Raw genomic sequence first — 15647 nt, forward strand, 5'->3', positions numbered from 1 at the left:
CCCAACACTAATTTCTCCAAAAATTGGTGAAATCAAAAAATCAGTGTAATCCCAAATCATAACCCCAGCCTCGCCGATATCTCCAGCATCCTCTCAATCGGCTTCACTGCTTTTTCAATAATATGCTCAGGTACGGTAACCTCTGGTAATCCATTCTTTAAACACAGGTACAATTTTTCCAGTGTGTTGCGTTTCATGTGCGGGCAATCGTTGCAGGCACAGCTGTTGTTTGGTGGCGCCGGGATGAATATCTTATCCGGGTTCTCTTTTTGCATCTGGTGCAGTATTCCGGCCTCTGTAGCCACTATAAACTCTTTTTCGGGGCGAGTACCCGCGTACTTTAAAATACCCGTTGTAGAGCCTATATAGTCGGCCATTTGCAATATCACTTCTTCACATTCGGGATGCGCCAACAGCTTTGCGCCGGGGTGCCTTTCCTTCAGTTTGGTTATCTTTTCGCGGCTGAAAATTTCATGCACCATGCAGGCCCCGTTCCACAATACCAGGTCGCGGCCTGTTTTTTTGGCTACGTACGCGCCAAGGTTTTTATCGGGGCCGAAGATGATCTTCTGATCTTTCGGCAAGCTTTCTACAATCTGCACTGCGTTGCTCGATGTACACACAATATCGCTTAAAGCTTTCAGTTCTGCAGTACAGTTTACGTAGGTGATCACCAGGTGATCCGGATAGTTTTCTTTAAACTTTTTAAATAAATGTGGAGGGCAACTATCTGCTAATGAGCATCCTGCCTTTACGTCGGGTAGTAATACCTTCTTTGCAGGCGAAAGTATTTTGGCAGTCTCGGCCATAAAATGTACCCCGGCAAAAACGATAACGTCGGCATCGGTTTTGGCAGCCTGCTGCGATAGCCCAAGGCTATCGCCAATATAATCTGCAATATCCTGTATATCGGGATCCTGGTAGTAATGGGCCAAAATGACGGCATTTTTTTCCTTTTTGAGTTTTTCAATTTCATCAAACAAGTCAAGGGTTGGGTCGATGTATTCGTCCACAAATCCTGTCACATTTATTTCTTCGAAGATATCCATTTCAACAAATCAATTAATAACAACTAATTTTATATATAAATAAAACTATTGTTTGTTATGGTGTTAGTTATGTGCAAAAGTCATTTAAAAAAATGCTATAAAAGTTATTTTTCACTTTTTATTAACAGTTTTCCACAGGTTTTTATTTTCTATTGAGTTGATCCTGTGATTTGTATGACAATCAAATATTAATTTAAAAAGTTATTTGTTAATAATTAGGTAACCTGTAAAATGTTAGCTTTAGTGTTTAAACTGCGCAAAAGTCGCTGAAAATTTTTTCACTTTCAGCATCAAAAATGGAGTTCTCCACACTTTGATTATTTGTTAGCTATTTGTTTACACGAAATTAACATCTTTTATACCCGTTATTAACACAAAGTGTACTTTTACACATATATACATAAAATATGACCCGAAATGTTGATTTTCTGATCGTAGGATCAGGCATCGCCGGATTAAGTTTTGCCCTTAAGGCAGCCAAACACGGTAAGGTGCTGATAGTTACAAAATCAAACGAAGACGAATCGAACACTAAGTATGCCCAGGGCGGTGTAGCAGTAGTTGTTGATAAAAAGGAAGATTCTTTTGAAAAACACATCGAAGACACCTTAATAAGCGGCGACGGCCTTTGCGACCGCGAAGTTGTAGAAGCCGTTGTTAAAGAAGGCCCCGAGCGGATTAACGAAATTATTGATTACGGAACCAATTTTGACAAGACCAACGAAGGCTTTTACGACCTGGCAAAAGAGGGCGGCCACTCCGAATTCAGGGTACTGCATTACAAGGATGTAACCGGGCTGGAAATTGAACGGTCGTTATTAGAAGAGATCCACAAAAATCCGAATATCGAGATCCTGACACATTATTTTGCTGTAGACCTGATTACCCAACACCATTTGGGCGAATTGGTAGGTAAATCGAGTACCGATATTACGTGTTACGGTATTTACGCTTTCAACACCGAAAGCAATGTTGTGGAAAAGATCCTGTCGAAAGTAACCGTAATGGCATCGGGTGGTGCCGGCCATATCTACTCTATCACCACAAACCCTACCATCGCTACCGGTGACGGTATTGCCATGGTTTACCGGGCTAAGGGTAAAGTAAGGAATATGGAGTTTATCCAGTTTCACCCAACCGCTTTATATAACCCCGGAGAATACCCATCATTCCTGATATCCGAAGCAGTGCGTGGTTTTGGCGGTGTATTAAAACGTACCAACGGTGAAGAGTTTATGCAGGAGTACGATCCGCGTAAATCATTGGCACCAAGGGATATAACAGCAAGAGCTATTGATGCCGAGATCAAAAAATCGGGCGAAGATTTTGTGTACCTGGATATCCGTCATCGCAGCAAAAAAGATATCTTAAATCATTTCCCTAATATATATGCCAAATGCCTGGAAATTGGGATAGATATGACCAAGGATATGATACCCGTTGCGCCGGCCTGCCATTATATGTGTGGGGGTATTATGGTTAATCATGTTGGGCAGTCATCTATATTAAGGTTATATGCCTGCGGCGAATGCTCATCAACCGGGCTGCATGGCGCCAACCGTTTGGCATCCAATTCGTTATTAGAAGCTTTGGTATTTGCACACCGTATTTATGAAGATGCTGTTGATAAATTTGAAAAAAATGTAATACCTGACAATATCCCTGACTGGGACGAGCATGGCGTACAACTATCAAATGAAGATATCCTGGTAACCCACAATGTACGCGAAATGCAAAAGTTGATGAACGACTACGTGGGTATCGTCCGCTCCGATTTTAGGCTGGAACGTGCCATGCGCCGTTTAGGTTTATTGTATGAAGAAACAGAATCGTTCTACAAAAAAACTAAACTATCCGTAAAGTTATGCGAACTGCGTAACCTGATACAGGTATCATTCATTGTAGTAAAATCGGCTATGTTAAGGAAAGAAAGCCGTGGGTTGCATTATACTACAGATTACCCGGTTCATGCGGAGGAAGTTAAAGATACGGTGTTTTAGAAAATAGACTTTGTTGCGAATATTATTTTAAGCGAACCTAAGTTCGCTTAAAATAATATAATCTTTCTTGTCCCGGACTTAATTAATCCATTCAAACTTAGTGTAAGGTACCAATACCTCTGGTATTTTAATCCCTTTTTCAGTTTGGTTATTCTCTAATAAAGTAGCAACAATACGTGGCAAAGCCAGCGCGCTTCCATTTAAGGTGTGTGCTAATTGTGTTTTGCCTTCGGAATTGCGGAAACGGAGTTTCAGCCTGTTGCTCTGGAATGTTTCGAAGTTTGATACGGATGATACTTCCAACCAGCGTTGTTGTGCCGCGCTCCAGGTTTCCATGTCATAAGTTAAAGCCGATGCAAAGCCCATATCGCCACCACATAAGCGCAGCACGCGGTATGGTAAGCCCAGATTTTGTAGCAATCCCTGTACATGGGCACTCATTAGCTCCAATGTTTCGTATGATTTATCCGGGTGTACCACCTGTACAATCTCTACCTTATCAAACTGGTGCAGGCGGTTTAGCCCGCGCACATGCGCGCCATAAGAGCCCGCCTCGCGACGGAAACATGGCGTATGCCCGCAATGCTTAACGGGCAAATCATCCCCCTTTAATATTACGTCGCGGAAGATGTTGGTGATAGGTACCTCGGCAGTAGGTATCAGGTATAGCTCGTCCTCATTTACAAAATACATCTGTCCTTCTTTATCGGGAAGCTGACCGGTGCCAAAACCAGAGTCCTTATTAACCATCAGCGGTACACTCACTTCGCCGTAACCTGCTTTTTCGGCTTCGTCGATAAAATAATTGATGAGCGCCCTTTGCAGTTTGGCACCCTTATTTTTATAAACCGGGAAACCGGCGCCGGTTATTTTAACACCCAATTCAAAATCAATCAGGTTATATTTTGCAGCCAGTTCCCAATGTGGCTGGGCATTGGCGGGCAATTCCGGCTTTGCACCATTCTCTAAAACAATTTCGTTTTCTTCAGGCGTTAAGCCTTTGGGAACCGAACTATGCGGCAGGTTTGGGAGTAATACCAGTTTTTGGTAAAGCTCCTCTTCGGTTGCGGCCAGTTGATCGCCAAATTTTTTGATGTCTTCTTTCCAGGCACCGGTTTTGGCTTTAATCTCTTCTGCTTCGGCTTTTTTGCCGACACGCATCAGGTCGCCAATTTGTTTTGATGCTGCATTGGCCTCGGCCGAAACGTTATCCATACTGGTTTGGGTGGAGCGACGTTTGTCATCTAACCCTATCAACTCATCAACCAGTTCGGGCTGTTTAAAATTTTTTACAGCCAAACGTTCCAAAACCTGTTCCCGGTTATCCCGGATATAACTAACTTGCAGCATTATTTTATTTTTTAGGCAAAGATATAATTAGTTCATAGTTTATGGTTCATAGTTCATGGCTGTTTTGTGAATTTAAGTTCATGGCATATGGTTCATAGTTCATGGCTGATTTACGACAATCTAACAATGGCCTATGCACGAATAGGCTATGAACAATGAACTATTAACCATGAACCAAACAGGCAAATTATATTTAGTTCCTACACCAATAGGTAATTTAGAAGACATCACGCTTCGGGCGCTTCGCGTGCTGAAGGAAGTTGACCTGATTTTGGCCGAGGATACACGTACATCGGCACCGCTGTTAAAACACTTTGATATTCATCAGAAGGTGTTTGCACACCATCAGCATAATGAGCACCAATCGTCGAACGAGATCATTAAGTTTTTGCTGCAAGGGAAAAACATCGCGCTGATATCTGATGCCGGTACGCCGGCGATATCCGATCCGGGCTTTTTCCTGGTGCGCGAGGCTTTGAAATTCAATTTGGATGTGGAATGCCTGCCCGGCGCTACTGCATTTGTGCCGGCGCTGGTAAATTCGGGGTTCCCTACGGATAAGTTTTGTTTTGAGGGTTTTTTGCCGTTGAAAAAAGGACGCCAGACCCGCTATAAGTTTTTGGCTACAGAAGAGCGTACTATCATACTATATGAGTCGCCGCACCGTTTATTGAAAACGCTGGACGAAATGGCCTTGTATTTTGGTGCCGACAGGCTCATTTCGGTATCGCGCGAGCTCACTAAAATGTTCGAAGAAACCGTGCGTGGAACTGTTGCCGAAGTAAAATTATATTTTGAAACACATCCGCTAAAAGGTGAGTTTGTAATGTGTGTGGCCGGTGCCGAACCGAAGCCGACAAAGAACAAGTACAAAGACGACGATAACGACGACGAATAGCCATGGATATTTATTTGAAGAGTGCCATTACACAGTTTGCCTATTACAAAAAGTTGGGCGAAAAAACATTTGCCCAATTAAATGATGCCGATTTGTTTTGGCAGTTTAATGCCGAAAGTAATAGTATTGCCGTTATTATCAAGCACCTATCCGGGAATATGCTGTCGCGATGGACCAATTTTTTGATCGCCGATGGTGAGAAAGAATGGCGAAACCGTGATACAGAATTTGAAGAAACCATTAATACCCGTGAACAGATCATGGCCGCCTGGGACCAGGGCTGGGATTGTTTGTTTAACGCGTTAAACTCGCTAACTGCCGAAGATTGGGAAAAAACAGTAAAAATCCGGAACGAGCCACACCGTATTGAAGATGCAATAAACAGGCAACTGGCCCATTACCCCTATCATATCGGCCAGATTGTTTTTATAGGCAAAATGATAACAGGATCAAAATGGCAATCGCTATCTATTCCAAAAGGAAAATCCGATAAATATAACGCTGATAAATTTGCAAACCCCGGCGACACCTTTAAATAGATCCCCTTTTACCCTTATTAATGAAAAAAAATATTCCCTTAGCCATACTTTCCGGTTTATTTTTGTGGATAGCCTGGCCGCCGACACCTTATACAACTTTCCTGCTTTTTATTGGCTTTGTGCCCATGCTGCTGGCAATGGAGAACATCATCCAATCTACATCTGCAAAAAAAGGAAAGCAGATTTTTAATACTGCATTCATTGGCTTTTTTGTTTGGAATGTAGGATCTGTTTATTGGGTATACAATGCCTTAAAACAAGTTGGCAACGTGGCAGCCATCCCGGTTACGCTGATCCCCTATTCATTAGGGCCACTGCTTATGGCTACTGCCTGCTGGCTATATTATCGTTTACGATTATTAACCGGCCGTAGCTGGGGCTTAGCCGGCCTGGTTTGCCTTTGGATAGGATACGAATACCTGCATCAAAGCTGGGACCTTAATTTCCCGTGGATGACCCTGGGTAATGGATTTGCCGTTAGTCATCAATGGATTCAATGGTACGAGTACACCGGAGTTTATGGGGGCTCTGTTTGGATTTGGGTGGTAAATATCCTGGCCTTTTTAATTTACGTTGGCCTGCGCGAAGCACAAACCAAACAGTTAAGGCTAAAGCTTACCAGCGGGTTTGTGCTGGCCATTGTTTTGCCCATGGGTTTTTCGTTATATACTTATTATAACTACACAGAGCAAAGCAATCCATCAAATATTGTTGCTGTTCAGCCCAATATCGATCCGTATGAAAAGGAAGGAACTATCCCAACGGCCACCCAGATTGACATTATGGTCAACCTTTCGAAGGGCATAGCGCAGCCCAATACCGAATTTATTTTATGGCCCGAAACGGCCATCCCCGATTATATAGATGAAGACCGGATACAGCAAAATCCTTACTACAGGCAGGCGCATTCCTTTTTGCGCAACTATAAAAACGGCAACCTGGTAACCGGGGCCGAAACGTACAAACTATACAACACCCGCAAAACAGCCACCGCAAGCCCAACACAGCAACCCGGCGTTTTTGCAGATAGTTTTAGTACCGCGTTAAATATCGAAAATGGCGACAAAGTTCAATTTTACCATAAATCGCGGCTGGTTCCGGGGGCCGAATCATTGCCGTTTGGTAAGGCATTATCGTTTTTAAAGCCTGTTTTTGAACACCTTGGCGGCGCAACCGGGGCCTACGGCAGCCAGGCAGATGCCGATGTTTTTTATTCGCAAAGCGGCATAGGTGTCGATCCGGTTATCTGTTATGAATCTATTTTTGGGGGATATATTGCACGCTCGGTAAAAAAGGGAGCACAATTTATTGCTATCATTACTAACGATGGCTGGTGGGAAAACACATCAGGCAAAGACCAGCACCTGGACTATGCCAAATTGCGCGCCATTGAAACCCGCAGGTGGATAGCCCAGTCGGCAAATACAGGAATCTCGGCTTTTATTAACCAGCGGGGCGATGTGGTGCAGCAAACCAAATGGTGGACCAAAACCGCCATAAAACAAGACATTAACCTGAATTCCGACCTTACTTTTTATGTGATGCACGGCGATTACCTACCCATGGCCGGCAGCGGGATGGCCGTTTTAATCATCCTGTTTATCATCATAAAACCTTGGGTTAAAAAGAAGCCTGTAATAACTTAAAATATTTATCATTACAAAAAAGGCCTTCCTGATTAACAGAAAGGCCTTTTTTGTTCATTTGACTCAAGTACAATTATTTCTCCGCCCTTGCGTCTTCCTTATCCAACACTTCCTTTTTTTCTATCCGGTATGACATGAATAAGCCGCCACCGCCAAATATGGCTATCAGTGAAAAGTAAAGAGCAGCTACGTCATCGTCAGATATACTGCGGAACATCGTGTGGTCTAAAACAAAGGCCAAAAACAATCCTACACCAGCCCCAACAAGCAACAGGCCCCATTTTAAGTTTTGGTAAGGTGCCGATTGCGGTTTGTATGCACGCGGGTCCATGCCCCGTTCTATCATCGCCATGCGCTCGCGTTTGTGTAAGTAAACTATGGCAAATATCATGGCAAAAAAGCCTGTGGTAATAATAATGCCTGCTAATATTCCTAAATTCCCGGTGTCCATTTTATTTATGTTTTAATAAGTTAATAAAGTTCTTTTTTCAATCACCCTAACTGGTGTATTTGTATGCTGTGACAACATGGTTTTGAAGCAGGTTACAGGTACCGCAAAAAATAATTGAAAATAAGTGCCCGCTCTTTTGCAATAGCCAAAAGAGTCCCGCGAGACGGGTGTATTACTTGTGAATGAATCATTTAAGCATTGACTATATAAAACGGACAAATCTGGAACAACTCTTCCAAATAATTTTAGTCAGAGGCAGGAATGTGCAGTAATATTCTGGCTTTATCTGTTGGCACCGCTGGGATTTCCGGTGCCCTTGTTTGTAAGGATAACGCCCTGTTTAAATGATTATTGCGAGAAAAAAAATATAGTCAAAAAACAGCTTTTTGATAGCTGATCCCTTATATTTTTGGGTGCATATCTCAAAATATACATTATGCTGATACCAGAAAGCAACATCATTTCAATAAACAAAGCACCCAAATATGTGCTCAGTTTCCAGGAGATAGACAGATCAATGACCATGGTTGCAGGCGGCAAAGGCGCCAACCTGGGCGAACTATGCCGGATTGAGGGGATCCGGGTGCCCGGGGGTTTTTGTGTTACCACCGAAGTGTATAAACAAATTACGGAGAATAACCCCGAGCTGAACAGCCTGCTGGATGAATTAGCAGGCTTTAAGGCAGATGAAAGGGAAAGTATCAGCACCGTCTGCTCGAAGATTCGCGGGGTTATAGAGGGGGTGGCTATTGCAGGGGATATAGCACACGCTATTACGGGGCACCTGGCAAAGTTTGATGAACAGGATGCCTTTGCTGTACGATCAAGCGCTACAGCCGAAGACCTGCCCACAGCATCATTTGCAGGCCAGCAGGACACCTATTTAAACATTATTGGCAGGGATGCCATCCTGAAACATATCAGCAAATGCTGGGCCTCGCTGTTTACCGATAGGGCAGCAATTTACCGCATCCAAAACGGATTCAATCATCGTAAAGTGCAGCTGGCGGTTGTTGTTCAGCAAATGGTTTTCCCGCAGGCGGCGGGGATTTTGTTTACTGCCGATCCTGTCACCGGTAACAGGAAGGTGTTGTCTGTTGATGCCGGCTTCGGGCTTGGCGAGGCCCTGGTATCGGGCCTGGTAAATGCCGATAATTACAAAGTGAGCAATAGCCGTATCATCGGCAAAAAAATATCTGCCAAAAAGCTGGCCGTTGTCGCCGTAAAAGGAGGCGGCACCCGGGAACAGGAGATTGAGCCGAAAAGTCAGAACAGGCAGGTGTTAACAGACAGGCAAATTTTACGGCTGGAACGCATCGGCAGAAAGATAGAAGAACATTTTGGCGGCCCGCAGGACATCGAATGGTGTTTAACCAACAATACATTTTATATTGTACAAAGCAGGCCAATTACTACCCTGTACCCAATCCCCGAAAACAGTGAACCGGGAAACCGTGTTTATATATCTGTCGGCCATCAACAAATGATGACCGATGCGATGAAACCATTGGGATTATCGTTATGGCAGTTAACTGCTTTTAGGCCAATGTTTAAAGCCGGCGGAAGATTGTTTGTTGATATTACGGACAACCTAAGCACGCCCCTTGGCCGAAAAGCGATAATAGATGCCATGGGCGAACACGATCCGCTCATAAAAGATGCTGTTGTAACCATTGTAGAACGGGGAGATTTTATAAAACCGGCACAAAACAACAAAGAAAAACAGCCTCGTGTTAAAAGCAGTGCCGGTAAATCGTTCGCAGATATCCAGGCGCAAATCAAAAACGATCCGGCTATCGTTGTTGATTTAATCAAAAGCAACCAGCTATCGGTAAACGAGTTAAAAGATAACATCCAAACAAAATCGGGGGCCGGCTTATTTGATTTTATCCTGGAAGATGGTCAGCAATCAAAGAAAAACTTATTCGTACCGCAAAACATGAGCGCAATTATGGCTTCTGTAGATGCATCATCGTGGATTAATGAAAACATAAAAAAATGGCTGGGCGAAAAAAACGCGGCAGATACGCTTGCTCAGTCTGCTCCCAATAATATTACATCAGAAATGGGCCTGGAGTTATTGAACGTAGCCGATGTGATAAGGCCTTATCACAAAGTGATTGAATATTTACAACAGGTAAAGGATGATAACTTTTTAGGCGGCCTGGTTGAGGTTGAGGGCGGAAAAGAAGCCCGGGATGCTATTTATGCTTACCTTAACAAATATGGAATGCGCTGCGCCGGCGAAATAGACATTACCAAAACCCGCTGGAGCGAAACCCCAGGTATGCTTATCCCCATGATCCTTGGTAACATCAAAAACTTTGGGCCCGGCGCCGGTAAACGTAAGTTTGAGCAGGGGCAGCAAGCGGCTTTGAAAAAAGAAGAAGAATTATTAAGCAGGCTAAGGCAATTGCCGCATGGCGAACAAAAAGCCGATGAAACAAAACAAATGATCAGCCTGCTCCGCAATTTCGCCGGTTATCGCGAATATCCAAAATATGGCATAATCAGCCGCTCCTTTGTTTATAAGCAGGCCTTACTGCGGGAAGCCGAAAAACTGGTGGAGGCCGGGGTTATCAACAACAAAGAAGATATCTACTACCTCAGTTTTCAGGAATTCCACGAAGTGGTACGCAGCGGTAAACTGGATTATGAACTGATTAACCAACGAAAAGACGAGCACAAACTAAATGAGAAACTAAACCCACCACGGGTTATCACATCCGATGGCGAGATAGGTGCAGGTAAATACAAAAAGGAGCACCTCCCGGCCGGGGCCATTGCCGGCCTGGCTGTTTCGTCGGGGCTTATAGAAGGCCGGGCACGTGTCATTTTAAAAATGGAAAACGCCAGCCTGGAAGATGGCGATATATTAGTCACCACATTTACCGACCCCAGCTGGACACCCTTGTTTGTATCCATCAAAGGCCTGGTAACCGAAGTTGGCGGACTGATGACCCATGGCGCAGTTATAGCCCGCGAATACGGCCTGCCGGCAGTTGTCGGGGTAGAACATGCTACCCGGCTGATTAAAGACGGGCAGCGCATCCGGGTGAACGGAACAGACGGATATGTAGAAATACTATGAATTATGGCGTACCCCTCCTTTGGTCGGGTCGGGCTATACACTTATACGCCCGCAGGCATTAAGCGCGGGGCCGGTATTCGTTGCTATCCCTTACGCGGAAAAAGGAAAGGGAAGGCTTAGTGCTTTACAAAGCTGTTGTTGGGTTGTCTACGTAGGTATTGGGGTGTTTTTTCAACTCCCTTAGTTTGGACTACTGTGTATACTTGTCTTTTAGGAAAAACCCCTCCGGGGTTGAATGTCGGTAGAAATGGATCAAAAATAGATTTACGTGCCGTAGGTACGTCCCCATTGAACATTTCATATCAAATGAGGATTGATAAATTGGCCAATTTTGGTGGCCAGTTGCGTACCTACGGCACGAAAAAGGAAGGGCGCTTAATTATTCTATCGACATTTTACTCCTAACGGAGTGGCTCACCGGCTCGGTTTTCTGTGACACCATAACGGGTAACGAATTTTTTGCAGACAACTCCAACAAAGCGAGGAAAGGATGAGAAACACCAACAAGGGCAGAGCCAACTTCCGTTAGGTATTGCGGTAACCTATTGACCCCAACTTTATGGTCATTTTGGATAACGAAGCTTCAGAGACAATCATCAAGGTCAGTTCCCCGTACTTCCGAAAAACCGGCTTTACGTCAATTTTGATCCCTTTGTAGAAGAATAATTAAGTAAGAAATTTTTATTATAAATTCCACAGAAATTGCCAACCATCGTGCTTTCTTTCAAACATGAGCATTTTGGGCAAACTTTAGCTATGAATTACGAAAAACACCTTAAAACACTTCGGAAAAAGTTATCATCAAACCAGATGTCCTTATTGGTTGGTTCGGGTTTCAGCAAAAATGTCAGCACAAAGTTCCCAACCTGGGATGAACTATTATTTGACTTGGTAGAGGAATTATATTCCGAAGAGATTTCCAGTGCCTTCCGGGAGCATTTAAGGCATGCCGTTAAACGCACCCGGATGACGAAAACCGCTTTCAATAAACAGAAAGTTTCCGAAATACTCCGTGCTAAAGGATATTTAAATATAGTATCTGAATTCATCAAAAAGGTGGGGTATACTGAAGCCATTGCAACATATATTGAAGAAAGAACTCCTTTTATTGAGAAGTTGAACGGGAAACAGTACCTCGTTACCAAAAATGAAAGGCAGGAATTACCCTATGAAAAGCTCGCACTTCACAGAACGGTTATCCAGTTGCCTTGGAATAATATATACACTACCAATTATGATGAACTACTGGATTGTTGCATCGACCCTTCTATCGCGGAAGATCTCCTTGGCAAAATAAAATTAACTGAAGGAGAAATAACCCAAATCCTGGAGGAAGAGACAGCCTGCAGAAAGGAGATCGACCAATTAGAACGACTGGCTTCACCGTATGCGGATGCCGATCTTAAACCAACTAGCCATGCAGATATCGACCTTAAACCGGACGAGCAAGCAGAAACTAACCGCAGACAAAGATTGTTTGATTTGCATAACCGCCTTGGGAGATTACGTGACCACAAGGATGAGAAAGAACAACAGGTGAGGAATCTGGAGACCTCCCTGAATAATAATTATCGGATTATCACCTATGCGGCAGGTTTGAAGCTAAGGCGCAACCGCAACATTGTAAAACTGCACGGCTCGCTGCGCTCTATAGAGGAAAAAAGCAGTAACCGCTTTGAGTTTGACGGCGATTTTAAAATGCAGTACGTGATATCCGGTGATGATTATGAAAATTATCCTAGTAAACATGAAGCATTCACCCAGCTTATGCGGATATCGCTTTTACAGGAATCATTTTGTCTAATTGGGTTTTCCGGCGTGGATCCTAATTTTCTGGCATGGATAAGCTGGGTCCGGGACATCCTTTATAAGCAGGTAGCAAAAAGCACTGATGAACCGGATTACAAGATCTACCTGATTGATATTGGCACCCATGAAGATGCACCTGACAAACAGCTGTTTTATGAAAACCATAGCATTATCCGGGTTCCAATCCGAAACCCGGATGTTTTAAAAATAATTTCCGGAAAAAGCGAAGCCGTTGGCATAGGGGAAGCGCTCCGTCTTTTCCTAGAATATCTGGGTGATGACAACGGTATTACACCACATGTCCCACTTAAAGATCTTTCCAGTGAACAGGACCGGATAACCACATGGAGGGAACTTTATATCCAAACACCAGTGAAAATAATCCCGCAAACGGAAGTTGAGAACATGCTTGTTAAACTTGATAGGATAAGTACGCATATTTTTCTTCCCGATGTTAATCATGCTTACACCAACAGCCAGCACAGGCTGATCCAGGCGACCCCTAATCTCCTCAAAAAAACTAAGGAAACAGCACCGGATCATTGCGAATCTATCTGCCTCCTAATACTTTATGCCGTAAAGGATTATTTTGTTCCGATCGCAAACATCCTTGACGACGAAACCATCAACACTATGCTGAGCTATCCATCCACGGCACAGTTAACCAGAACACTTTTGGATCGATGGAAGGCACTAAAAAATCCAGGGCTGCCATCAGATGATTTCGCGATATACGATCAAATTTTGCAAAGCGCTTACAACCTTCAGTTTGATCTTCTCCGGGATCAACTGGAATCCTGGCAGCCTGTTAAAAGAGATGTAATTAAAAAGGCGGGATTTCTTTCTATTTTTGACCCTGGAGCTGCGGGACTGTTGTTAACTGACTATATTGCGCTTACAGACGATTTTTCCGGCGAGGAAAAAATGTACGCCACTGAATTAATTGCCTACTTTAAACTATCTCTTAGCTGGCAGCGTGACAAGAAACTGGATAATCTCATCGCACATTACGAAAGTAATGGATTTAGGAACCTGAGTAAAAATTTCAGATACCTGCAGAAGGAACTCGCTTCCAAGCCTGAAAAGATCCAACCATATGGAAAAGGCCGCTTCTCTACCGGGAACTCCTCACAATGGATAACGTTTACCCAAAAGGAAATGGCCATCCAGTATCTTGCACTTTTAGCGGAATCAGGCACTCAATTGTCAATTGACAGGATCAATTTCCAATCGCACATTGACTGGTACCCGGTTTTCAAAATAGGATTTGAGCAATATCCCTTTGCGTTCCTATATTATAGTTTGCAATATGGCAGTGATGATTTCCTGAAAAGAGTCGGGCAGGATTATGCATACAGTGATATGTTGAACGGCGAATTGCCCTTAATATGCAGCAACCTGTTCCACGCCTTGCGAACAGCGCCTGCTCATATGACCAGTCATGCTTTTTATATCCTGTCTGAATTACTCGTTGCGGTTGAACCCGATGTTTGGGAAGCCGGCTTTAAGCTGGCATGGAAAAATGCTGTTCGCAACAATCATGCATTTTCAGATCGCCATGACGCAGAAATTCCATTTTTCACTAAAGGAATAAAATTTATAAAAAGTAAGGAACTTATCCTTGATGTTGTAAAGGACTGCTTTCAAAGTATCATTAAAGGCAAAGAAACGACGGCCATTGATTACCTGTATCACCTGAATTTCAACCAGCACTTTAAAGTGATTAGAAGCAGCGAAGCGATAAGCCGTTTTTTTAGGCCTGAAACAGACAGCCTGATCAATGGATTACATGGTAATATTGATTCCAACCTCTTCGCTTTGGGCAACACTTATAGCCTGCTCAATGCCCATCAAATAGAAGCTATCAAGGAAAAATTACGGCAGGAGGACTATACTACAGTCAAAAACACCCGCGTATGGCATATTATACTGTTCTTTATTCATCAGGATAGGCAAGTGGTCAATCGAATTAAATCTGCGATATTAAAACATCACTCACTTTGGTACACTGGCATAGAAAAAAATAAGATATCAGGCGGAATCGAAAGCATCACCATATCCAAAATAACCAGAAACTCGGTCAACAAGAAAGGAATACAATGGTCAAGTGAGGAAATTAAAGAATTGTATCGGAAGGCGAAGGATACTTTACTCTTGCTCGAACCTGTTATCAATGAAGACCGAGTATTCTTCTCTTTTGCAGAGGTATTGGAAGACATCGTAATTTTTTTGATAGCCGAAGCCAATAAATTGCGTTCGGAATCTGATTATAACATGCTCCGGGAATTGGCACATAAACTTTTCAATACCCAGCGTGAATATGATTCATTAGCCAAAGGCCTGCTAAGCGATGAACAAAAACCCGTCGTGTGGTCTTTAAGTGAAGTTAGCAAAGATATAAGCTTTGGAAAAGTGGATCCTGTAATTGTGGGAATCATACTGAACAAAGTACTTTTCCAGCACGAACCCGGTGTGGAAGCAAGCCTCAGTTACCTATCAAGTTGGATAGCAGATAAGAAAAGAAATGAACGTCTAAGGGTTTTCACACCTTATTTTTTACAGATCCTTGAAAAATACAGTACCGTCATGTTAGTTAACGCAGACATCGCTTACATCGAAGAGAAATTGGTAATAATTGCCTTTGTTCTGAAAGAATGGGATGTTAAACACAAAGCGATCGACTTCTGGGTTCAGCAAGCCAAGACGACCAGGTATAATAGTACCCAACAGCTAATGATGATTTCAAGATTTAAAAAAATCATCGATGCATAGGCCTGTGAATCCTTTTATAGCGATCCCCCGCTGTCCGAACGC

At 43.3% G+C, this 15647-nt stretch carries 9 protein-coding genes; 6 read left to right on the top strand and 3 right to left on the bottom strand.

Going from position 1 to position 15647, the window contains the following annotated elements:
- Window positions 1-56 precede the first annotated feature (56 nt).
- Window positions 57-1049, bottom strand: coding sequence for a quinolinate synthase NadA (nadA, locus tag PQ469_RS29455; protein WP_274210850.1), 993 nt, complete (start codon window positions 1047-1049; stop codon window positions 57-59).
- A 407-nt stretch (window positions 1050-1456) separates the two neighbouring features.
- Here nadA and nadB point away from each other — a divergent pair, with 407 nt between their 5' ends.
- Entirely contained in the window at window positions 1457-3049 is a 1593-nt protein-coding gene (gene nadB / locus PQ469_RS29460) for an L-aspartate oxidase (RefSeq protein ID WP_274210851.1), read from the top strand.
- 78 nt (window positions 3050-3127) lie between these two features.
- On the opposite strand, the gene serS is transcribed toward nadB, so the two are convergent.
- Window positions 3128-4399 (bottom strand): serine--tRNA ligase, encoded by a 1272-nt coding sequence (serS, locus tag PQ469_RS29465; RefSeq protein WP_274210852.1) that lies wholly within the window; start codon window positions 4397-4399, stop codon window positions 3128-3130.
- 148 nt (window positions 4400-4547) lie between these two features.
- On the opposite strand from serS, the gene rsmI reads away from it, so the two are divergent.
- Genes rsmI through lnt form a run of 3 tightly spaced genes read left to right on the top strand, consistent with a single transcriptional unit; the run spans window position 4548 to window position 7482 of the window.
- Complete coding sequence (gene rsmI, locus PQ469_RS29470; protein WP_090653344.1) at window positions 4548-5297, top strand: 16S rRNA (cytidine(1402)-2'-O)-methyltransferase; 750 nt, start codon at window positions 4548-4550, stop codon at window positions 5295-5297.
- Window positions 5298-5299: 2 nt separating this feature from the next.
- The gene (locus PQ469_RS29475; protein ID WP_090653343.1) at window positions 5300-5836 is read left to right on the top strand and encodes a DUF1572 domain-containing protein; all 537 of its coding nucleotides are present in this window, start codon (window positions 5300-5302) and stop codon (window positions 5834-5836) included.
- Between the two features lie 20 nt (window positions 5837-5856).
- The gene (lnt, locus tag PQ469_RS29480; protein WP_274210853.1) at window positions 5857-7482 is read left to right on the top strand and encodes an apolipoprotein N-acyltransferase; all 1626 of its coding nucleotides are present in this window, start codon (window positions 5857-5859) and stop codon (window positions 7480-7482) included.
- A 73-nt stretch (window positions 7483-7555) separates the two neighbouring features.
- Here lnt and PQ469_RS29485 read toward each other — a convergent pair whose 3' ends face one another.
- Entirely contained in the window at window positions 7556-7933 is a 378-nt protein-coding gene (locus PQ469_RS29485) for a DUF6249 domain-containing protein (protein ID WP_274210854.1), read from the bottom strand.
- A 436-nt stretch (window positions 7934-8369) separates the two neighbouring features.
- Here PQ469_RS29485 and ppsA point away from each other — a divergent pair, with 436 nt between their 5' ends.
- Together ppsA and PQ469_RS29495 are read left to right on the top strand one after the other, a co-directional pair.
- A complete protein-coding gene (gene ppsA, locus PQ469_RS29490) occupies window positions 8370-11024 on the top strand; it encodes a phosphoenolpyruvate synthase (protein WP_274210855.1) in 2655 nt (884 codons plus the stop codon).
- 756 nt (window positions 11025-11780) lie between these two features.
- A complete protein-coding gene (locus PQ469_RS29495) occupies window positions 11781-15605 on the top strand; it encodes an SIR2 family protein (RefSeq protein ID WP_274210856.1) in 3825 nt (1274 codons plus the stop codon).
- Window positions 15606-15647: the final 42 nt, after the last annotated feature.

Origin of the sequence: Mucilaginibacter sp. KACC 22773 (assembly GCF_028736215.1) — a bacterium.
Taxonomy (GTDB): domain Bacteria; phylum Bacteroidota; class Bacteroidia; order Sphingobacteriales; family Sphingobacteriaceae; genus Mucilaginibacter.

Bases quoted from the DNA above. Each gene is read 5' to 3' on its own strand.
- nadA (WP_274210850.1), bottom strand. From the start codon at position 1,049: ATGGATATCTTCGAAGAAATAAATGTGACAGGATTTGTGGACGAATAC.
- nadB (WP_274210851.1), top strand. From the start codon at position 1,457: ATGACCCGAAATGTTGATTTTCTGATCGTAGGATCAGGCATCGCCGGA.
- serS (WP_274210852.1), bottom strand. From the start codon at position 4,399: ATGCTGCAAGTTAGTTATATCCGGGATAACCGGGAACAGGTTTTGGAA.
- rsmI (WP_090653344.1), top strand. From the start codon at position 4,548: ATGAACAATGAACTATTAACCATGAACCAAACAGGCAAATTATATTTA.
- PQ469_RS29475 (WP_090653343.1), top strand. From the start codon at position 5,300: ATGGATATTTATTTGAAGAGTGCCATTACACAGTTTGCCTATTACAAA.
- lnt (WP_274210853.1), top strand. From the start codon at position 5,857: ATGAAAAAAAATATTCCCTTAGCCATACTTTCCGGTTTATTTTTGTGG.
- PQ469_RS29485 (WP_274210854.1), bottom strand. From the start codon at position 7,933: ATGGACACCGGGAATTTAGGAATATTAGCAGGCATTATTATTACCACA.
- ppsA (WP_274210855.1), top strand. From the start codon at position 8,370: ATGCTGATACCAGAAAGCAACATCATTTCAATAAACAAAGCACCCAAA.
- PQ469_RS29495 (WP_274210856.1), top strand. From the start codon at position 11,781: ATGAATTACGAAAAACACCTTAAAACACTTCGGAAAAAGTTATCATCA.